The sequence below is a fragment of the Schaalia turicensis genome, from assembly GCF_019380255.1.
GTDB lineage: Bacteria > Actinomycetota > Actinomycetes > Actinomycetales > Actinomycetaceae > Pauljensenia > Pauljensenia turicensis_A.
Genome location: NZ_CP048928.1, coordinates 931,546 through 952,554, shown reverse-complemented (window position 1 = coordinate 952,554; position 21,009 = coordinate 931,546). Strand labels below are relative to the sequence as shown.

Here is a 21,009-nt window from a genome sequence, read left to right as displayed (position 1 = left end):
AATGAGTTGGGCTGGCGTAATCGGCTCACCCATTGAGCACTCACTATCGCCTCTTTTGCACAGGGCAGCGTGGGATTCTGTCGGCGTGGGTTCTGATTGGACGTACCGCACAATCGAGGTCACGAAAGAAACGTTGCCGTCTTTCCTCTCCTCGCTCGATTCAGGGTGCCTCGGTCTTTCCGTGACCATGCCGTGCAAACAGGACATCATGTCTTTGATTGATGTCTGCGATCCTTTGGCCCAAGCGGTTGGAAGTGTGAATACCGTTGTCCCATCGGCAGGCGTGTTGACCGGTTTTAACACCGATGTGCACGGGATCGTGATGGCTATCGATCAGGCTCGAGCGCGCAGGGGGTGTGATGCGCCGCATTCTGCAGTGATCTTGGGCAGTGGAGCGACGGCGGCCTCGTCCCTTGCAGCCTTGGGCACGCTTGGTATCACTCGCACAACTGTGATCGCGCGTCGTTTTGGCGGACCGGGTTCGATTGTTGTGGCAGCAACGCGGTTGGGTGTTGAGATTGACCAGGTTCTTTTCAGCGATCATGAACGAGTGATGCGTGAGATCGCTTCGGCAGACATCCTCATCTCTACGTTGCCCGCACATATTGGCGATGATATTGCCAAGCAATTGAGCCCGAGAACCGATCAGTGTCTGCTTGATGTCATTTATTCGCCTCGTGACACGCAGCTTGTACAGGTGTATGAAGCCAATGGCGCGTGCGTTGTCTACGGTGTCGAGATGCTTCTTCATCAAGCGCATCTTCAGGTTCAGCTAATGACGGGGAAGAACGCTGATGTGAAGGCGATGCGTCAGGTGATTCATCAATGAGCGATTTTTTAAGTCTTCTGCGCGTCCGTGAAGCAACAACGGTCCAGGACTTGTCGCTTGCGTTAGCACTCGCAACATGGCTGATCATCATCTATTGGCTGTGGCGCTACGGCTGGCGCGTCCAACGCCGATATTTCATTGAAGCGACGCTGACACCGTATAAGCGCACGGGTATCGTGTGGACCTCCGCTTTGTTTGGGGCTGCAACGATTGTGACGCTGCAACTGAAACCGTCGGCACCGGCTATTGTGTCGGTTGCGATGATTGGGGCGCTCTCTGCTTTGGTTGATGCTCGAACGCACAAGCTTCCCAACGCATACACGGCTACGATGGCGATCGGCGTGACCTTCGGTGCGCTGGGCATGATTTTTCACTCGGAAACGCCCGTGAAAGTGATCGTGCGTATTGTCCTGTCGATGGCAATTTGGGCGGTTCCCTTGTGGATCCTTTCTAGGATCCCGGGCGGTGTCGGTTTTGGCGACGTGAAGATTGCTCCTGTCCTTGGAGCGTTGCTTGGGTGCGTTGGTATCCAAGCTGCCTACGGTGGTTTGATTATTTCCTTCGTTTTGGCCGGTGGCGCCGCGTTGTGGCGATTGGTCGTCGGCAATGCGGGGACCGGGGCGCGGATACCTCTTGGACCGTGGCTGATTCTTGGTGCTGCCGGTGGGTATATCGGCTGGGGTGCGATTCTTCAGTGGCAGTAGGCGGTTCTTTCGCCTACGCAGTTGACCGCATTCTTTTTGAGGGTACGAGGCCGGTCGCTTCGATGTGTGCGATGGCGTTATAGCCGGAGAATGAACGGCAGAGGTCGTGTTGACCTGTTCGTGTCAAGATAGATGAATGACTTTAGATCCTTCGATTGCTCAGCGTTTAAAGCGTGATTCTGCCGGTCTTGTTGCTGCTGTCGTTCAGCAGTGGGATACCCGTGAAGTTTTAATGCTCGGGTGGATGGATGACGAGGCTCTTCATCGGACGCTGACGACAGGACGAGTGACCTTCTGGTCGCGAAGTCGCCAAGAGTATTGGCGCAAAGGTGATACGTCCGGACACCTCCAGTTTGTGAAGGCTGTCAGTCTTGATTGTGACGGCGATGCGTTGCTCATCGAAGTGGACCAGGTTGGGGTTGCCTGTCACACGGGGAAGCGTTCCTGTTTCGAAGAAGGCGGTGACCTTGGTGCAGTCATCGGTCAGCGAGGTGACGTATGAGCACACATGATGAGCCCATTTCAGTATCTCTACTAGTACCCACTAGCATCGAATTGACGACGGTAGTGGCGAAGGAGCGCAATCATGACAGTCTTAGATGACATCATCGCAGGTGTCCGTGAAGATCTTGCCTTGCGCGAGGCCCACGTCCCCATGGACGAAATCAAGCGACGTGCACTGCGTGCCCCCGATGCCCATGACGCATTCGCAGCCTTCAAGGAACGCGAAGGCGCCGTATCGATTATTTCCGAAGTGAAGCGTTCCTCTCCGTCAAGGGGCGCTCTTGCTGGCATTCCTGATCCTGCGCGTCTTGCGTCGATCTACGAAGAAGGTGGCGCAACCGCCATTTCTGTTCTAACGGAAAAACGTCGTTTCTCTGGCTCCCTCGCTGACCTTGATGCAGTGCGTGCCGCAGTGGATATTCCAGTGCTCCGCAAGGATTTTATTGTTACTCCGTATCAGATTCACGAGGCGCGGGCACATGGAGCGGACCTCGTCCTCTTGATTGTCGCCGCACTTGAACAGCCGGCACTTATCTCGCTTCTGGAACGCGTCCATTCGCTTGGGATGAATGCTCTGGTTGAAACGCATTCGCGTCTTGAGGCGTTGCGAGCGCTCGAAGCGGGAGCACGGATTATCGGGGTCAATGCTCGAGATCTGAAGACCCTTGAAGTTGACCGCGACACCGTTAACCAGGTGATTGATGTGATTCCAGCTGACGTTGTCGCCGTCGCGGAGTCAGGTGTACGAGGCCCCCACGACGTTTTCGAATACGCCAAGTGGGGTGCTGATGCTGTTCTCGTCGGAGAGGCTCTGGTGACCAGCGGTGATCCGTTGTCCTCCATTCGTGACATGGTATGTGCCGGCTCTCATCCGGCTCTCCTGACCGACCGTAAGGCGCGCGTTCGCGCCGCTCTAGAGGAGAAGTAACGTGGCACTGTCAAACGTTCAAGGCCCCTACTTTGGCCAATTCGGTGGACGGTTTGTCGCCGAATCATTGATGGGACCACTCGAGGTTATTGAACGTGAGTGGAAGCGCTTGTGGCCCGATCCTGCGTTCCAGAAGCGTCTTCGTGACCTGTTTGTTGGGTATGCGGGTCGTCCGTCTTTGCTGACCGAGGCGCCTCGTTTCTCCCGCGAGCTTGGGGGAGTGCGCGTCTTTTTGAAGCGCGAAGACTTGAACCATACGGGCTCGCACAAGATCAACAACGTGCTTGGCCAAGCTCTTTTGACGAAGGAACTGGGCAAAACCCGAGTCATCGCTGAAACCGGTGCCGGGCAACACGGTGTTGCGACCGCCACTGCAGCGGCGCTTCTTGGCTTGGAGTGCACCGTCTACATGGGCGAAGAAGATACTCGACGTCAAGCACTGAATGTTGCTCGAATGCAGATGCTTGGGGCGGAAGTTGTCGCCGTAGCATCCGGTTCGAAGACTCTGAAGGATGCAATCAATGAAGCATTCCGCGATTGGGTGACGAACGAAGCTACAACCAACTACATCTTCGGTACCGCGGCTGGTCCTCATCCATTCCCGGAACTTGTTCGTGATTTACAGCGAGTGATTGGTGATGAGGCTCGAGCACAGCTTCTGGCAATGGAAGGCCGTTTGCCGGACATCGTCTGCGCATGTATCGGTGGTGGTTCGAACGCAATCGGTACTTTCACCGCATTCCTCGACGATCCCGATGTCGAACTACTCGGGTGCGAAGCTGGTGGAGACGGGGTTGAGACCGGTCGCCATGCCGCTTCGATTACCGCGAATGAAACCGGTGTTCTTCACGGAGCCCGCACGTACCTGCTTCAAGAACGAGACGGTCAAACGAAGGAATCACATTCGATTTCGGCGGGTCTCGACTACCCGGGTGTTGGCCCCGAACATTCGTGGCTCGCTGCGATCGGTCGCGCTCGCTACATTCCCATCAACGATGCCGATGCGATGGATGCTTTCCGGTTGCTATCGCGCACCGAGGGTATTATTCCCGCAATTGAGTCTTCGCATGCTCTTGCAGGTATCCGCCAGTGGGCCGCGCAGAAGGTTCGCGAAAACGGCGGTCCCTTTGCTGAAGGTGAAGGTCCGATTGCCATTGTCACTGTGTCGGGACGCGGAGATAAAGACGTGGACACGGCATCGAAGTGGTTCAACTTGGGTCATGCGACTCGTCAAGTGATTGACCCCAGTGCCGGTTCGACTGGCATTTCCCAGTTGGACGATGATGAAGAGGCGGGCAAGTGAGCAAAGAATTGAAAGCTGGGCATCGCATCGACGAAGCTCATTCACGAGGCGACGCAGCTCTCATCGGATACCTTCCCGTTGGTTTTCCGTCGGTTGATAATTCCATTCGAGCGGGCAAAGTCCTTGCAGATTGTGGTTTTGACGTACTAGAACTGGGCTTCCCCTATTCCGATCCAGGAATGGATGGACCCACGATTCAGAAGGCAACAGTTGCTGCTCTTGAACACGGTACTCACCTTGAAGATCTGTTTCGAGCTGTTGAAGAACTGACCAGTTATGGACTGACCACCGCGGTGATGACCTACTGGAATCCTGTCGAGTGGTGGGGGGTGGAGCGCTTTGCCCGTGATTTTGCTACTGCGGGTGGTTCCGGTCTGATTACCCCCGACCTTCCTCCAGAAGAAGGGGCGCAGTGGGAAGCAAGCGCAGAAGAATACGGCTTGGAGCGCACGTACCTTGTCGCCCCCTCGTCTCCGAGGCGCCGGTTGGAACTGATCAGTGCGCATAGCGAAGGCTGGGTGTACGCTGCCTCGACAATGGGGGTTACCGGTGCTCGCGCATCCGTGGGAGAGCACGTCAAGGACCTCGTTGAACGCACGCGAGATGCCGGGGCTCAGCGCGTGTGCGTTGGTCTTGGTATTTCGAACGGCCAGCAGGCGAAAGAAATCGGTGCGTACGCCGACGGCGTTATCGTGGGCTCCGCACTGGTGAAGACACTGTTTAACGAGCCAATTGACCGCGGCCTTCGTCTTCTTGAAGAACGTGCTCACGACTTGGTTTCAGGAGTGAAAGGAGCCCGATTGTGATCAGCGCCTCCATCCCTTCGCCGTCGCAGGGTGTCTGGTACATCGGTCCGCTACCGCTACGCGCGTACGGATTAATCATCGTTATCGGCATGTTTATCGCCGTCTACTGGACGTCCAAGCGCTACGCACAACGTGGCGGTGACCCTGAACTGATGTATGACGTGGCCCTTTGGGCGATCCCGATCGGTATTATCGGAGCTCGCCTGTACCATGTCTTCACATCACCCGAAGCCTACTTTGGTCCAAACGGTGATCCGGCTCGAATCATTCAAATCTGGGAAGGTGGCTTGGGCATCTGGGGCGGTGTCGCTCTGGGTGCAGTCGGCGCTTGGATTGCAGTGAAACGTTCCGGGAAGCGCCTTGGCCCGCTTGCTGATTCGCTTGCACCAGCATTACTGGTCGCCCAGGCCATTGGTCGCTGGGGGAACTGGTTCAATCAAGAGCTTTTCGGTGGCCCCACGACGTTGCCATGGGGTTTGCAGATCGACGACGCGCATCTGCCCGATGGTTTTGCCTCGGGAACCCTGTTTCACCCAACATTCCTCTATGAGTGCCTGTGGAATTTGACGATGGCAGCAATCATCGTGTGGTGCGATCGTCGTTTCCGTTTCGCCTCTGGACAGGTGTTCGCGCTCTACCTGATCGCATATCCACTTGGACGAAGCTGGATTGAAATGATGCGCATCGACACGGCTCACACCTTCTTCGGAGTGCGCCTGAACGTATGGACATCGCTCGCCATTTTTGCGCTAGGCCTCGTTGTCTACTTCGTTGCCGGGAGACTGGGACGATCCACTATCTTGCAGGGCGACGAACGCTTCGTGCCTGCTGAAAGTGGCGAAAACGCTTCTAAAATCGCTGAACATGGGAACGATCACCTTGAAATTGAATCCCAGGATAAGAGTTTTGACGCCCAATCACGGTAGACTTGGGCTATGCGTCGAGCAAAAATTGTATGTACTCTCGGCCCTGCCACTGATTCTTCGGAGCAAGTCCAAGCACTGGTTGACGCCGGTATGGATGTCGCCCGAATCAATCGATCACACGGCACGGCTGCAGAGCACGAAGCTGTTATTGAAAAGGTCCGTCGTGCTTCCGCGACTTCAGGGCGTGCCATTGCAATCCTCGTTGACCTGCAGGGCCCGAAGATTCGCCTGGAGACGTTCGAAGAAGGGCCCCAGGTCCTCGCTGTTGGTGACACGTTCACCATCACAACCCGCGACGTGCCTGGAACTAAGGAACTCGTTGGTACGACCTTCAAAGGTCTGCCTGGTGACTGTGCTCCCGGCGATCGCCTGCTGATTGACGACGGAAACGTCGCAGTCCGCGTTGTCGAGGTCACCGATACCGACGTCATCACCAAGGTTGAGGTCCCCGGCGTAGTTTCCGACCACAAGGGGTTGAACCTTCCCGGCGTCGCAGTGTCCGTTCCTGCTCTTTCCGAGAAGGATAAAGAGGACCTGCGTTGGGCAATGGAAAACGACGCAGACTTCATCGCTCTGTCGTTCGTCCGCAATGCAAAGGATATCAATGATGTCCACGCGATCATGGACGAATACGGTCGTCGTCTTCCGGTGATCGCCAAGATCGAAAAGCCGCAGGCTGTCGAAGCGCTCCAGGAAATCGTCGATGCGTTTGACGCGATCATGGTTGCCCGCGGTGACCTTGGCGTTGAAATGCCGCTCGAGTCCGTTCCGCTGGTTCAGAAGCGCGCCATCGAACTGGCTCGCCGTGCTGCGAAGCCGGTGATCGTCGCAACCCAGGTCATGGATTCCATGATTAAGAATCCTCGACCGACCCGCGCTGAAGCTTCTGACTGTGCAAACGCCATCCTTGACGGTGCCGATGCGGTCATGCTTTCCGGCGAAACTTCAGTGGGTGCGTTCCCGATCGAAGCTGTTCGCACGATGGCTCGTATTATCGAGTCCACCGAAGAAAACGGTGGCGAAATGATCGCCGCACTGACTGGTTTCTTCGTCAACGACCGTGCGGCCGTCATCTGTGAAGCTGCCGCTCAGATTGCTGAGCATCTTGATGCTCGCTACCTGGTGACCTTCACTCAGTCCGGTGCTTCGGCTCGCATGATGTCGCGTCTGCGTCGCCCGATTCCGATGCTCGCATTTACTCCGCTGGAATCAACGCGTCGTCGCCTGGCATTGACGTGGGGTATTCAGACCTACCGCGTTCCTGAGGTCCGTCACACCGATGACATGGTGTGGCAGGTCGACCAGGTTGCGCAGTCGTCGCGCCTCGCTGAAATTGGTGACGAACTCGTGATCGTTGCAGGTATGCCACCGGGGACCGCAGGTTCCTCGAACATGCTTCGCTTGCACAAGGTGGGCGATGAAGTCGACTACTCAATCGGTGGCGGACTTCGCTGACACCAGCATGTGAAAGGTGGCCAGACTGCTTCGGTAGTCTGGCCATTTTTATTCGTGACACGGACGCTTTGATTGTTCGTGATGGACTAGGGACTTCATGGCGTGCAACACGAAGGGGCGCTTCCGATGGCGGACTACGCGAAATCGTGTAGGGTAGTGGGAGTGCCACGGCGAGTAAGAATGCCGATGAGGGAATTTGAGAAAGCTTTCGGCACATACGACCTACCGTATGAGGTTGCCTGCGCGAACAACGCGCATACCTGCATACGGTCTGATGAATGAATGATGGAGAAGAAAAATGAATACGCGTACCCGGACTGTGTCAGTCCATTCTCAGGCACTGAATCGTCAGGCAAACAACCTGGATATCGACCAGCTGGCCAATGCAGTCAAGCCTTGGTTTGACGAAATGATTGATGTGAGTATTGCTCGCGCAATTTCAGATCTTTCCAACCCGCGTTCACGTGGACGCGCAGCTGACTTCCTCGGCCTTGAGCTGATCGAAGCAGCATGATCTGAACGGTGCAGTGGCCTCACTCAAACGGTGATGTAGCTGTGACCAGTACACACTCAAGGTGGCGGGCAGTTCGAAAGAACTGCCCGCCACCGTTTGTGTCAGCCTTCGGGTTTAGTCGTCAACCTGATCGATAACAGCGTCAGCGACCTCGCGCATTGACAGACGACGATCCATCGAGGTCTTTTGGATCCAGCGGAAGGCCTCGGGCTCGGTCATGCCCATGTTCTTCTGCAGCAGGCCCTTCGCGCGGTCAACGCGCTTACGCGTTTCGAAACGGTCAGAAAGATCGGCGATCTCCTCTTCGAGAGATTCGATTTCCTGATGACGCGAAAGGGCAATCTCAACGGCAGGAATCAAATCCGCGGGGCTGAAGGGCTTCACAACATACGCCATTGCGCCCGCATCGCGAGCACGTTCAACAAGCTCTGTTTGGCTAAACGCGGTCAGCATGACGACAGCACACGAAAGCTCCTGAAGGATCTTTTCAGCGGCGGTGATGCCATCCATGCGGGGCATCTTCACGTCCATGACACAGAGATCAGGTTCGAGCTCAAGTGCAAGCTGGACGGCTTCTTCACCGTCTGCGGCCTCACCAACAACCTCAAATCCGGCAGAAGTGAGGGTTTCAACGATATCCAGACGAATCAGGCCCTCATCTTCTGCGACAAGAACGCGGCGTGGTTCGTTTTGAACTTCAGTGGTCATAACTGATCCTCGGTTTGTAGGTTTCCTAGCTCTATCATAAACTTAAACGGCGCCGATTACGGCGACGCCCCGATAGCCCAACTGGCAGAGGCGGTCGGCTCAAACCCGGCTTGTTGTGGGTTCGAATCCCACTCGGGGTACTTGCGAAGGGCGCCACGGTAGTTTTCGTACTACCGTGGCACTTTTCATTTCGCTGATCGTGGTGTGCTGGGAACCATCAAGCTCGTCGCGCCATAATCCGGTTCGTTACGCGCGCCGACGAAATCAGCTTCCCGGCCTCGTTCTTTATTTCAACAAGATGGACTGTCGATGAACCACCCAGGTGAATAGCCGTTGCCGTCGCGATCACTCGACCGGTAGAAACCGACGAGATGTGGGAAATCGTCAGTTCAGTGCCCACCGCGAACCCGCGATCGGCGCCGTGAACGTTACGAGCGTGAATCTGGGAAGCAAATGATGCTGCGGTTTCCGCGAGCGCTGCGCTTGCCCCACCGTGAAGAATCCCAGCTGACTGGGTGTTTCCTTCGACGGGCATTAAGATCACTGTTTTTTCGGGCGAATGTTCTAACACGTCCATTCGCATGGCTTCCATCAGGGAATGTGGCCAATGTGCGCCCACGAATCCGCCATCGTGGGAAGGATCGGGCGCGGTTTGTCGTGCGGTTTGTCCATGCATACCTCTAGGGTTACATGTGTGAGTGACACTTTGCTGATTATCGACGGCCATTCGATGGCTTTTCGCGCCTTCTATGCTCTTCCGGCTGACCGTTTCGTGACACATTCGGGGCAACATACGAATGCGGTGTACGGCTTCATCAAGATGATGGTGAAGATGATCCAAGAGGAAAAGCCGACCCATGTTGCTGTGGCGTTTGACGTGTCGCGCCATTCTTTCCGCACCGAGGAGTATCCGGAGTATAAGGGAACGCGTGATGCGACGCCGGAACCCTTTAAAGGCCAAGTTGAACTGATTAGCCAGGTTTTGGAACTGATGGGTATTCGTTCCCTGCGCAAGGACGGCTACGAAGCCGACGATATTTTGGCGACGCTTGCTCACCGTGGTGAGAAAGCCGGGATGCGTGTCTTGGTCGCGTCGGGGGATAGGGATTCTTTCCAGACGGTGACTGAGAATGTGACGGTTCTCTATCCGGGTGCGTCGACCGAGAACTTGAAGCGCATGACGCCCGCTGCTATTGAAGAAAAGTACGGTGTCCCACCGTTCCGTTACCCGGAAATTGCGGCTCTTGTCGGTGAGACCTCCGATAATTTGCCCGGCGTTCCCGGTATTGGACCGAAGACAGCGGCAAAGCTGATTAACGAGTTCGATGGCCTCGATAACCTGATGGCGAATGCTGATCAGGTGAAGGGTAAGCGTGGCGAGGCTCTGCGCGAACATGGCGATGATGTTGCGCGTAATCGTCGTTTGAATCGTCTGCTCACGGATCTGGACCTGGGGGTTGAGCTGGGGGATCTTGTCCCCGGGGCTACTCAAAAGACTGAATTGCTTGCGTTGTTCGATACGTTGGAGTTTGGGCGCCTGCGTAACCAGGTGCTTGCGGTCAGTGTAGGCGATGACTCAGTAGAAGAATCGGGGAACGAGGCCGACCAGGCTTTTTGGACGGCCCCCTTAACGGTGTCGGTCGCTTCCGCTGCTACTGACATTTCCGACTGGGCACGCTCGGTCGGCCATATTGATGCGATTTGGGCCGACGGGGAGGGGATCCCTGCTCATGGACACATCGATCTTCTTGCGTTGAGCGCAGGAAGTCGCGTCCTTGTCATTGATCCGACCACGCTCTCTCCGGTGCAGGATCAGGCTTTAGTGAAGGTCCTGAAGCAGAGCGATTCGCACGTCGTTCATGATGCCAAAGCCTTGTCTCACGCTTTGGCAGGACACGGGTGGACGATGGCCTGGCCTTCGAAGGACGTTCAGCTTGCCGCCTATCTTGCACGCCCCGATTCGAAGAACGTCGAGATCAAAGAAATCTTGAACCGCTATTTCAACATTGAGTTGCCCGAAGAAGAAAAGAAGACGGACGCTCTCTTCGAGATCGTTGGCAGCGGTGAGATTCAAGAACGTATTCAACGATGCGCGCGTATCTGCTACTCCCTGCCGTTTGTGTGGAAGACCTTGAGCGCGCTTTTAGCGGATAACGGTGAACTGGACCTGCTGACACAGATGGAGCTTCCCGTATCTAGGGTCTTGGCGAAGATGGAAGCGACAGGTATTGCCGTTGATAGTGACGAGTTGTGCTCCCAGTCGACGCAACTGGGATTCGAAGTTGATGCGGCCCGCAGGAGTGCTCTTGATGTGATTGGTGAAGATGTGAATCTTTCCAGTCCCAAGCAACTGCAGAGGATTCTTTTCGAGGTCCTCGATCTTCCCAAGACGAAGAAGACGAAGACCGGCTACACAACGAACGCTGAAGCTCTTGCTGACTTGCGCGAAAAAACGCGAGATTCGGGTGGTCCGGGCTTCGTATTCCTCGACTCGTTGCTGATGCACCGTGATCGAATCAAATTGAAGCAGATGGTGGACACGCTGATTTCCTCCACCAACCCCGATGGGCGCATTCACTCGACGTTCTCACAGGTTGTTACCACAACTGGCCGTTTGGCATCCAAGGACCCGAATCTGCAGAATATTCCAGCTCGTAGCCCAGATGGTCTGAAGATCCGTTCCGGTTTTGTTGCTGGCCCCGGCTTTGAGTCTTTGATGAGCGCCGACTATTCCCAGATTGAAATGCGCATCATGGCGCATTTGTCGGGAGATGAGGGCTTGATCGAAGCTTTCGCTACCGGCGAGGACCTGCACAAGACGATGGCTGCGATGGTTTTCGATACGCCCGTTGAAGACGTGACGGGTGAGCAACGCTCTCGCATCAAGGCCACGTCATATGGTCTCGCGTATGGATTATCCTCGTACGGTCTGTCCGCACAACTGCATATTCCGGTCCACGAAGCAGCCGCGTTGCGTGACCGCTATTTCGAACGTTTCGCGGGGGTAGGCGACTATCTGAATTCGCTCGTCGACGAGGCTCGGATCAATGGCTACACGGAAACGATGTTCGGTCGTAGGCGCTATCTGCCCGACCTGACCTCATCGAACCGGCAGCGCCGCGAGATGGCCGAACGTGCTGCTTTGAATGCGCCGATTCAGGGGAGTGCAGCGGATATCGTGAAAATTGCGATGGTCAACCTCATCGACGCTCTGCATCAGGCTGACATGAAGTCACGCGTACTGCTCCAGATCCACGACGAATTGTTACTTGAAATAGCACCGGAAGAACGTCAGCAGGCTGAGGAGCTTGTCCGCGACAAGATGAGCTCGCCAGTCCAATTGAAGGTGCCTTTGGATGTCGCAGTGGGAGTGGGAGCGAACTGGATGGCCGCCGCCCACTAGGTGGATGGGTGATCACATGTGTGTCCGTAACAGATAAACGCGACCGAAACCACGTTTTTATCCACCAAACAGTGGAAAAGATCGCGTTAATGAACTGGTAGACTTACTAGCGGTGTCTTGGCACTCGTGTACGCGAATGCCGATTCGCCACTTCTGTACACCTACTATTCAGTCCGTTTCGGAGACACAACTACATGACCACCAATACGCCGCAGGTCGCGGTTAATGACATCGGCTCGACCGAAGATCTGCTTGCCGCCATCGACGCAACCATCAAGTACTTCAACGATGGCGACATCGTCGAGGGCACTGTCGTCAAGGTTGACCACGATGAGGTCCTCCTCGACATCGGCTACAAGACTGAGGGCGTTATCCTCTCTCGCGAGCTCTCCATCAAGCACGACGTGAACCCTGACGATGTTGTTGCTGTTGGCGACAAGATCGAAGCCCTCGTCCTCCAGAAGGAAGACAAGGAAGGCCGTCTGCTCCTGTCGAAGAAGCGCGCACAGTACGAGCGCGCCTGGGGCCAGATCGAAAAGGTCAAGGAAGAAGATGGCGTTGTTACCGGCACCGTCATCGAGGTCGTCAAGGGTGGTCTTATCCTCGACATCGGCCTTCGCGGCTTCCTCCCCGCATCCCTCGTTGAAATGCGTCGCGTCCGCGACCTCGCACCGTACATTGGTCGCGAGATCGAAGCGAAGATCATCGAGCTCGACAAGAACCGCAACAACGTTGTGCTCTCGCGTCGCGCATGGCTTGAACAGACCCAGTCCGAGGTTCGCACGAACTTCCTCCACACTCTTGGCAAGGGTCAGGTTCGTACCGGTAACGTCTCCTCGATCGTTAACTTCGGTGCGTTCGTCGACCTCGGTGGTGTCGACGGCCTCGTCCACGTCTCCGAACTCTCCTGGAAGCATATCGATCACCCGTCAGAGGTCGTTGAGGTTGGCCAGGAAGTCACCGTCGAGGTTCTCGACGTCGACATGGATCGCGAACGCGTCTCCCTGTCCCTCAAGGCAACCCAGGAAGATCCGTGGCAGGCATTTGCCCGTACCCATGCGATCGGTCAGGTCGTGCCGGGCAAGGTCACGAAGCTTGTTCCATTCGGCGCATTCGTCCGCGTCGAAGACGGCATCGAAGGCCTCGTCCATATTTCCGAGCTTGCTCAGCGTCACGTCGAGCTGCCGGATCAGGTCGTCAAGGTTGGCGACGACGCATTCGTGAAGGTCATCGATATCGACCTCGAACGTCGTCGCATCTCCCTGTCGCTCAAGCAGGCAAACGAAGGCATCGATCCGACTTCCGAAGAGTTTGATCCCTCGTTGTACGGCATGGCCGCTGAGTACGACGAAGACGGCAATTACAAGTACCCCGAAGGCTTCGATCCGGAAACCCAGGAATGGATGGAAGGCTACGAGGCACAGCGCGAGGCTTGGGAAGCACAGTATGCCGAAGCGCAGGCACGCTGGCAGGCCCACAAGGCTCAGGTCGTCAAGGCGCAGGAAGAAGACGCCGAAGCAGCTCCGGTTGCTCCCGAGGCCACCTCTTCCTCGTCCTCCGTCGAGCCGGAGACCGTTGGTACCCTCGCTTCCGATGAGGCTCTCGCAGCTCTGCGTGAGAAGCTCACGAACGGAAACTGAACTGATCACAGAGCCTCGGCTCTGATGTGATGAACGTGTGCCCCACGAACGGTGTTCGTGGGGCACACGCGTTTATTCACACCACGCGTCGAATGATTCTCCTATGACTGCATTCTCCAGCCTGTATGGACGTTGAAGAATATCGGACGCTAGTCGCTCGTCGACTCATATAGGACAATGAAGCTATGACTCATATTGAGCTGTGCGTTGAGGATCTTCTTAGCGTTGCGATTGCAACGGATCAGGATGAAGTCGCTCGGATCGTAACAGCCGTTAGGAATGCATCATGACCCAGATTCACATGGGAGGCGCATCTGCTGACCTTCTTCGTCCTTTCGTCATTCCAACAGACCGCGCACTGCTCGTCGGTTTGAGCGGTGGAATTGGCTCTGGAAAGTCATCTGTTGCCACTGCGTTTGCGAGTCTTGGCGCGGTCGTTGCCGACGCAGATGCCATCGCACGTGAAGTGGTCGAACCTGGAAGCGTCGGTCTTCGTCGTATCGAAGAAGTGTTTGGCGATGCCATCTTGAATGATGACGGGACTCTCAATCGAGGAGCACTAGCCCAGCAGGTCTTCACCGATGCCAGTGCTCGAAAGACAGTGGAAGCAATCACTCATCCTTTGATTGCTGAGCGTTCCCGCCAGATTCTTTCAAGCGCCCAACCGGGGAACATTGCTCTTTACGATGTTCCTCTGCTGACTGAGCAACATATGCAAGACCAGTTTGACGCCGTGATCATGGTCGATGTTCCGCTTGATATGCGCCTGAGCCGTCTACAAGCCCGCGGGATGACGATTGACGAGGCCCGGAAAAGAATCGCATCCCAAGCGAACAGTGATGAACGACGTGCGATCTGCCACATCTGGATAACCAACACCGGCTCGCTCGTGGATCTTCACCGTCTGGTTGCGACAGTTCATGCCCAATGGCTGACACACTCGGGCACAACTGGCAGTCCGACCGGCAGATGATTCCGGCCTCGTACATCACGAGCAGGCGATAGGTCCTCAATCGGCATGAGTCTGACAAAGTGACTACGGTAGGACTGTGAGCAAACGAGTTGTGCGGCAAGAAGCGTCGTTTGAGGTTGTCTCTGACTACACGCCATCGGGCGACCAGCCGACTGCAATCGCAGAATTGGTCAAGCGCCTGAATGACGGCGAACAGGATATTGTTCTCCTCGGCGCTACGGGCACGGGTAAAACCGCAACGACTGCGTGGCTCATTGAGCAGATTCAGCGACCGGCGCTCATTATCGAGCCGAATAAAACGCTTGCCGCCCAGCTTGCCGCTGAATTCCGCGAACTGTTGCCTAATAACGCTGTCGAGTACTTCGTGTCGTACTACGACTACTACCAGCCGGAAGCCTATATTCCGCAGACGGATACATACATCGAGAAAGACTCGTCGATCAACGATGAGGTCGAACGTCTGCGCCACTCGGCGACGAACAACCTGCTGACCCGTCGTGACACGGTGGTCGTTGCCTCCGTGTCGTGCATCTACGGCTTGGGTACTCCACAAGAGTACGTCGAGCGCATGATTGAGCTGGAACGTGGCATGATCGTCGACCGCGACACCCTTCTTCGCGCCTTCGTCAACATGCAGTACGTGCGCAATGATGTCGCCTTCACGCGAGGCACTTTCCGAGTTCGTGGCGACACCATCGAAATCATCCCAGTGTACGAGGAGCTGGCGATCCGCATCGAAATGTTTGGGGATGAAATCGATTCTCTGGCAGTCCTGCATCCCCTGACCGGTGACGTCATCAACGAAGTCGATCACGTCTATCTATTCCCGGCCAGCCATTACGTTGCCGGCGAAGAGCGCATGAAGCGAGCCATTGCCTCGATTGAAGAAGAACTGGCAGAACGCCTCACGTGGTTCGAATCCCAAGGCAAGTTACTTGAAGCCCAGCGTCTGCGCATGCGCACCACATACGACCTGGAAATGCTCAAAGAAATCGGATCGTGCGCGGGCATTGAAAACTATTCGCGTCATATCGATGGACGAGGTCCCGGCACTCCGCCCCATACGCTGATGGACTATTTTGCCGATGACTTTGTCCTGATCATCGACGAATCGCACGTGACAGTTCCGCAGATCGGTGCCATGTTCGAGGGCGATATGTCGCGCAAGCGTACCCTGGTCGATCATGGTTTCCGACTGCCCTCAGCAATGGACAACAGACCGTTGAAATGGGACGAATTCGTTGAACGCATCGGCCAGACAGTCTACCTCTCGGCAACCCCGGGTGACTACGAACTTGAACGAAGCGATGGGGTAGTGGAACAGGTGATTCGCCCAACTGGTCTGGTGGATCCAAAGATTATCGTCAAGCCCACGAAGGGACAGATTGACGATCTTCTGGAACAGATCCGCGAGCGTGTCGAAAAGGATGAGCGTGTTCTTGTCACGACGCTCACGAAGAAGATGGCGGAAGACCTGACCGAGTACCTCGCTCGCCGTGGCGTACGTGTCGAGTACCTGCACTCTGACATCGATACCCTGCGTCGCGTTGAGTTGCTCAGAGAACTGCGTCAAGGCAACTTCGACGTCCTGGTCGGCATCAACCTGCTACGTGAAGGTCTGGATTTACCGGAAGTTTCCCTTGTTTCGATCCTCGATGCGGACAAGGAAGGCTTCCTGCGTTCGACCCGATCGCTGATCCAGACGATCGGTCGTGCAGCACGTAACGTATCGGGCGAAGTGCATATGTATGCCGACAACATCACGCCATCTATGGAAGCTGCGATCAGCGAAACTGAACGTCGTCGTGAGAAACAGATTGCCTACAACACCGAGCATGGTATCGACCCGAAGCCGCTGCGTAAGAAGATTGCTGACGTCACCGACATGCTTGTGCGTGAAGAAGTTGATACGCGCACGCTACTTGACGGCGGATACCGTAAGGAAAAATCAGCGTCTGCTCGTTCGAAGCCTGATGCACTCAGCCTCGCGGGTGTAGCGCAAGCAGATCTTGAAGAATTGATCGAAGACCTGACGAAGCAGATGATGCTAGCCGCCGAAAACCTACAGTTCGAGGTCGCTGCGCGTCTACGCGATGAGTTGCAGGATCTGAAGAAGGAACTGCGCCACATGAGGGCAGCTCAGTAGTGAGAGCTGAAGCGTCCGCTTGGGGGTAATCTCGTTAGGTTCTCCACATACTGGCTTTTCATCGGGGTATCGTAGCGCGATCTAGGTAGACTAGTTCGCGAGGGGAGTAATCCCACGAAGTGCTGGTTCGTCACCACGGCGTTGGACACGAGCATCGCTCGGATCAGCAGCCCGAACATCGGGTGGGAAGAGACCTCACCATAGTTGCTCGTACCTCAGAGAGGTTCCCACCCGTGCATGTTCACGCCCTCGGCTGGTTTGGTCTGGCCGTCGCAATTCTTGCCCTCATTACCGTTGACATCGTTGGCCACGTGCGTAAACCGCACGCTCCGACTCTGAAAGAATCGACCTGGTGGTCGATCGGTTACGTTCTTCTTGGTCTTGCCTTTGGCCTCATCATTTGGGGCGTCTACGGTGGCCAATTTGCCGGCGAATACTACGCTGGCTTTCTGACAGAAAAAGCTCTGTCACTCGATAATCTGTTCGTCTTTATCATCATTATGTCGTCGTTCAGGGTGCCTCGTAACTATCAACAGAAGGCACTGCTATCCGGCATCATCATCGCCCTCGTTCTGCGCCTCGTCTTCATTCTTGTTGGCGCAGCGCTGATTGAACGCTTCACGTGGATCTTCTTTATCTTTGGCGCCTGGCTACTCTGGACCGCCTTCTCGCAAGCACGTGAAGGTGTTGGCGGAGAAGATGAACACGAAGAGGAGGAATACCACGAGAATTCCTTCGTCAAACTGATGCGTCGTGTTTTCCCGGTGACCGACGGTTTCATTGGTGACAAGTTCCTGCACCGCCACGGTGGTCGCACGTACCTGACGCCGATGCTCCTGGTGGTCTTCGCGCTGGGCACTGCTGACCTGATGTTTGCCTTCGACTCGATTCCGGCAATTTTCGGCCTGACCCATGAACCCTATTTGGTGTTCGCATCGAACGCGTTCGCTCTGCTTGGTCTGCGTCAGCTGTATTTCCTGATCGAACGTCTGCTGGAAAGACTGGTCTACCTGAACTACGGCTTGGCAGCAATCCTTGCCTTCATCGGAATGAAACTGGTTTTCCACGCGATGCACGAGAATACGCTTCCGTTCCTTAACGGAGGCGAAGGCATTCACTGGGCACCGGAAATCGGAATCCTTCCATCCCTGTCCTTTATCATCGTGACTATCGTGGTGACGGTCGTGACATCGTTGCTGAAGAGCCGTTCGATGGCGTTAAAGGACGCTCCAGACACCCACGTTCTGGAGAAGGAAAAGCCCGCTCGTACTTTTGACTGACACGTTGCCCCGACGGGGCTTACGTACCCGTCCAACGTAAAACCGTCGCCCACACCGAAGGACGTAATGACGCACTCTTCAACACTCTCCGGTCTGACGCACGCTGAGGTGAGAGAACGCGTTGCACGCGGTGAAACGAATGATGTTCGCCAAAGGACCTCGCGATCGATTGCCTCGATTATTCGCGAGAATGTTCTCACGCTGTTTAACGCGATCCTGATCAGTGCTGCGGTGCTGGTGCTCATCTTTGGGCATCCTCAGGATGTTGTCTTCGGGGGAGTGCTGATTATCAACGCGATTATCGGCATTGCTTCGGAATTGAAGGCGAAGCGGACTCTTGATTCACTCGCAATCGTCGATGCTCCAACAGCGTTGGTTATTCGTGGTGGAAAAACTCAAGAGATCCTGGCCAAGGATGTTGTGCTTGATGATGTCATGTGCCTTGAACTGGGTACGCAGATTTGCGCAGATGGCGTCGTTGAAGAATCCTCGGGCCTCGAGGTTGACGAGGCACTACTGACCGGTGAATCAACACCCGTCAAGAAGAAAGTGGGCGATCAGGTTCTTGCAGGAACCTCGGTCGTTGCTGGTAGTGCACTCATGGTTGCCCACGCGGTGGGAGCACAGACATACGCGCAGGATCTTTCTCGCCGAGCTCGCGTCTACACGCGGACTATTTCGCATATTCAGGTGAGTATCAACAAGGTTCTGCGTGTCATTTCCGCGCTACTCATTCCGGTGATTGTGCTGACCATGTGGTCGCAAACCCGTATTGCCGGCACTGATGCGGCCTGGAACCAAGCGATCGTGTTGGCGGTCGCGAGCGTTGTGGGAATGATTCCCCAGGGCCTCGTGCTCCTGACTTCAATGAACTTCGCGATCGGTTCGGCGACGTTGGCGCGCAGGGGAGTGCTTGTCCAAGAACTGCCCGCAGTGGAAGTCCTCGCACGAGTCGACAGTGTCTGCGTTGACAAGACGGGCACTCTCACCACAGGCCATATTCGGGTGCGCACGCTTCGCATTGGTGCGAATGTTTCGGAGGACGAGGCCACGCTCGCTTTGAAAGCTCTGAGCGCCAATCGCGCGAATGCAACAGCGCAGGCGATTGACGACTATTATTCCGACGCGGATCTAGGCCAGGTGAATTGGGCGATTCCGTTCTCATCAGCTCGCAAGTGGTCAGCGTGTGGGACTACGAGTGGCAGCTGGTATTTGGGCGCTCCGGAGATTCTTCGTTCTTCGAAAGAACCCGGGGACTTTGATCAGCTCATCGACGAGTATTCGGCGGAAGGTTTGCGCGTTGTTGCCCTGGCTCGTAGCCAAGAGCGCGACGAGGCAACGGCATTCGACGCCTCTTCCGGTGATTACCTGCTTCCAGACACACGATGCGTTGTGGGCATCATTGTCTTGGAAGAAGACTTGCGTTTAGACGTAGCCGATACGCTGACATATTTTGCTCGCCAAGACGTCCGCGTTCGAGTGATTTCGGGTGATAATCCGGTGACTGTTGGCGCTCTGGCACGCCAAGCGGGTTTGAGTCGTCCTGACGGGAAGCCTTTGGTCATCACGGATGCACGTACTCTCCCCATAGATACTTTGTCAGATGAGTTCGGCCAGATCGTTGAGAAAACGGATGTGTTCGGGCGTGTGACGCCGGAGCAAAAGCGCGCGATGGTCCAGGCACTGCAGGCTAATGGACACACGGTCGCAATGACAGGCGACGGAGTGAACGATGCCCTTGCTCTGAAAGATTCCGACCTTGGAATCGCGATGGGCAACGGGTCTCAGGCAACGAAGGCTGTCGCGCAGATCGTCTTGATTGATTCAAAGTTTGCTGTATTACCAGGAGTGGTGGGCGAAGGACGACGCATCATTGCGAATATGGAACGCGTCTGTGCTCTCTTCCTTGCCAAAACCGTTTACGCGGCGTTGATCGTTGTGACGTGTGCTCTGATGGCGTGGGAATACCCGTTCCTTCCACGTCACTTCACCTACATCGATGCACTGACGATCGGCATCCCCGCATTCTTCCTTGCTCTCGCACCGAATGCTAGGCGCTATGTGCCTGGGTTCCTGCACCGAACACTTGCCTTAGCGCTACCCGCAGGAATTGCCTTGACGCTGGCAGCGCTAGGTAGCTACGCAATCGTGGGCCCTGGAGATGACTACGCGAGGACCATTGCCACGCTTTCGCTGATTGTCGGTGCACTCTGGCTAGTCTCGGTCACCGCTCGTCCGCTCTTAGGCTGGCGTGGTGGACTCGTGCTCCTCATGGCGCTCGGAGCGTTCATGGGAGTCTCCATTCCCACCATCCGCACCTTCTTAGCGCTCAGCTGGCCCACGCACGAACATTGGCTTGTGATCGGGGTGTCAGGAGTCGGTGCCGGACTTTTGATTGAAGCCAGCCACCGCCTGTACCACAAGCGTCAACACGCTCATGCAGAGGCCATCGGTGCCTCTGACACAGCGCAATTCTGAGCATCGGCACGAGCTTGAACAGATGCCGTAAATGCAGTGTGGGAGAACGCCAAAACGTTCTCCCACACTGCACTGAACAATCAGAAGCGGTTAATCACCGGATTCCACTCGCCGATGATACGTTCACGAATGACACCGGCCTCCTTGAACGGATCCTCATCAAGAAGTGACGCGACCCTATCGGCGTTCTCAGCTTCGAAAATCAGCAGAGCCGTCGGATGACCGCCGGTAACGGGGCCCGAGGCCACGTTAAATCCGTCGTCCTTCAACTGCGTTAAGAATGCGCGGTGCTTGGGACGAACCTCGTCCATCAGCGCTGATTGGGCAGGGTCATAAACGTAAGTCACTGCAAAGTAAGCCATGACTCAACGGTAGGCGCAACGGGCGGTGATTGCATATGAAACGCCACGCC

At 55.7% G+C, this 21,009-nt stretch carries 18 protein-coding genes and 1 tRNA gene; 16 read left to right on the top strand and 3 right to left on the bottom strand.

The window, feature by feature from the left end:
• The first annotated feature begins 1 nt into the window (after position 1).
• The 9 genes from G5S47_RS04075 (at position 2) to G5S47_RS04035 (ending at position 7,969) form a co-directional block, all read left to right on the top strand.
• Entirely contained in the window at positions 2-829 is an 828-nt protein-coding gene (locus tag G5S47_RS04075; RefSeq protein WP_219585839.1) for a shikimate dehydrogenase, read from the top strand.
• Positions 826-1,533, top strand: a complete 708-nt coding sequence (locus G5S47_RS04070) for a prepilin peptidase (RefSeq protein ID WP_006681084.1) — start codon at positions 826-828, stop codon at positions 1,531-1,533. Before G5S47_RS04075 ends, G5S47_RS04070 begins: the two co-directional genes overlap by 4 nt.
• A 136-nt stretch (positions 1,534-1,669) precedes the next feature.
• Complete coding sequence (gene hisI, locus G5S47_RS04065) at positions 1,670-2,035, top strand: phosphoribosyl-AMP cyclohydrolase (RefSeq protein WP_006681083.1); 366 nt, start codon at positions 1,670-1,672, stop codon at positions 2,033-2,035.
• A gap of 84 nt (positions 2,036-2,119) precedes the next feature.
• The gene (gene trpC, locus G5S47_RS04060; RefSeq protein WP_006681082.1) at positions 2,120-2,965 is read left to right on the top strand and encodes an indole-3-glycerol phosphate synthase TrpC; all 846 of its coding nucleotides are present in this window, start codon (positions 2,120-2,122) and stop codon (positions 2,963-2,965) included.
• A 1-nt stretch (position 2,966) separates the two neighbouring features.
• Positions 2,967-4,268, top strand: a complete 1,302-nt coding sequence (trpB, locus tag G5S47_RS04055) for a tryptophan synthase subunit beta (RefSeq protein ID WP_006681081.1) — start codon at positions 2,967-2,969, stop codon at positions 4,266-4,268.
• Positions 4,265-5,074: a tryptophan synthase subunit alpha gene (trpA, locus tag G5S47_RS04050; protein WP_006681080.1), complete on the top strand. Its 810-nt coding sequence runs from the start codon at positions 4,265-4,267 to the stop codon at positions 5,072-5,074. The genes trpB and trpA overlap by 4 nt, the downstream gene beginning before the upstream one ends.
• The gene (gene lgt / locus G5S47_RS04045) at positions 5,071-6,000 is read left to right on the top strand and encodes a prolipoprotein diacylglyceryl transferase (protein WP_006681079.1); all 930 of its coding nucleotides are present in this window, start codon (positions 5,071-5,073) and stop codon (positions 5,998-6,000) included. Before trpA ends, lgt begins: the two co-directional genes overlap by 4 nt.
• 9 nt (positions 6,001-6,009) lie before the next feature.
• Positions 6,010-7,455, top strand: coding sequence for a pyruvate kinase (gene pyk, locus G5S47_RS04040; protein WP_006681078.1), 1,446 nt, complete (start codon positions 6,010-6,012; stop codon positions 7,453-7,455).
• 298 nt (positions 7,456-7,753) lie between these two features.
• Positions 7,754-7,969 carry a hypothetical protein gene (locus tag G5S47_RS04035; protein WP_006681077.1) on the top strand — a complete coding sequence of 72 codons (216 nt, stop codon included), beginning with the start codon at positions 7,754-7,756 and terminating at the stop codon, positions 7,967-7,969.
• Between the two features lie 114 nt (positions 7,970-8,083).
• Here G5S47_RS04035 and G5S47_RS04030 read toward each other — a convergent pair whose 3' ends face one another.
• Entirely contained in the window at positions 8,084-8,677 is a 594-nt protein-coding gene (locus tag G5S47_RS04030; protein ID WP_006681076.1) for an ANTAR domain-containing response regulator, read from the bottom strand.
• Positions 8,678-8,743: 66 nt separating this feature from the next.
• Here G5S47_RS04030 and G5S47_RS04025 point away from each other — a divergent pair.
• Positions 8,744-8,817: transfer RNA gene (locus G5S47_RS04025), tRNA-Leu, on the top strand.
• A gap of 77 nt (positions 8,818-8,894) precedes the next feature.
• Here G5S47_RS04025 and G5S47_RS04020 read toward each other — a convergent pair.
• Complete coding sequence (locus G5S47_RS04020; protein ID WP_257878498.1) at positions 8,895-9,353, bottom strand: PaaI family thioesterase; 459 nt, start codon at positions 9,351-9,353, stop codon at positions 8,895-8,897.
• A gap of 18 nt (positions 9,354-9,371) precedes the next feature.
• Between G5S47_RS04020 and polA the strand changes: the two genes are divergently transcribed.
• From polA to G5S47_RS03990, 6 genes are all read left to right on the top strand, one after another.
• Positions 9,372-12,080 (top strand): DNA polymerase I, encoded by a 2,709-nt coding sequence (polA, locus tag G5S47_RS04015; RefSeq protein ID WP_219585838.1) that lies wholly within the window; start codon positions 9,372-9,374, stop codon positions 12,078-12,080.
• A gap of 194 nt (positions 12,081-12,274) precedes the next feature.
• A complete protein-coding gene (gene rpsA, locus G5S47_RS04010; RefSeq protein WP_101627759.1) occupies positions 12,275-13,720 on the top strand; it encodes a 30S ribosomal protein S1 in 1,446 nt (481 codons plus the stop codon).
• Between the two features lie 286 nt (positions 13,721-14,006).
• A complete protein-coding gene (coaE, locus tag G5S47_RS04005) occupies positions 14,007-14,693 on the top strand; it encodes a dephospho-CoA kinase (protein ID WP_006681071.1) in 687 nt (228 codons plus the stop codon).
• A 76-nt stretch (positions 14,694-14,769) separates the two neighbouring features.
• Positions 14,770-16,839, top strand: a complete 2,070-nt coding sequence (uvrB, locus tag G5S47_RS04000) for an excinuclease ABC subunit UvrB (protein ID WP_040318545.1) — start codon at positions 14,770-14,772, stop codon at positions 16,837-16,839.
• 233 nt (positions 16,840-17,072) lie between these two features.
• Positions 17,073-18,119, top strand: a complete 1,047-nt coding sequence (locus G5S47_RS03995; RefSeq protein ID WP_006681069.1) for a TerC/Alx family metal homeostasis membrane protein — start codon at positions 17,073-17,075, stop codon at positions 18,117-18,119.
• Between the two features lie 66 nt (positions 18,120-18,185).
• Positions 18,186-20,597 (top strand): HAD-IC family P-type ATPase, encoded by a 2,412-nt coding sequence (locus G5S47_RS03990; protein WP_219585837.1) that lies wholly within the window; start codon positions 18,186-18,188, stop codon positions 20,595-20,597.
• An 80-nt stretch (positions 20,598-20,677) separates the two neighbouring features.
• Here the strand turns inward: G5S47_RS03990 and G5S47_RS03985 are convergent, their stop codons facing one another.
• Positions 20,678-20,959, bottom strand: a complete 282-nt coding sequence (locus G5S47_RS03985; protein ID WP_219585836.1) for a YciI family protein — start codon at positions 20,957-20,959, stop codon at positions 20,678-20,680.
• Positions 20,960-21,009 lie beyond the last annotated feature (50 nt).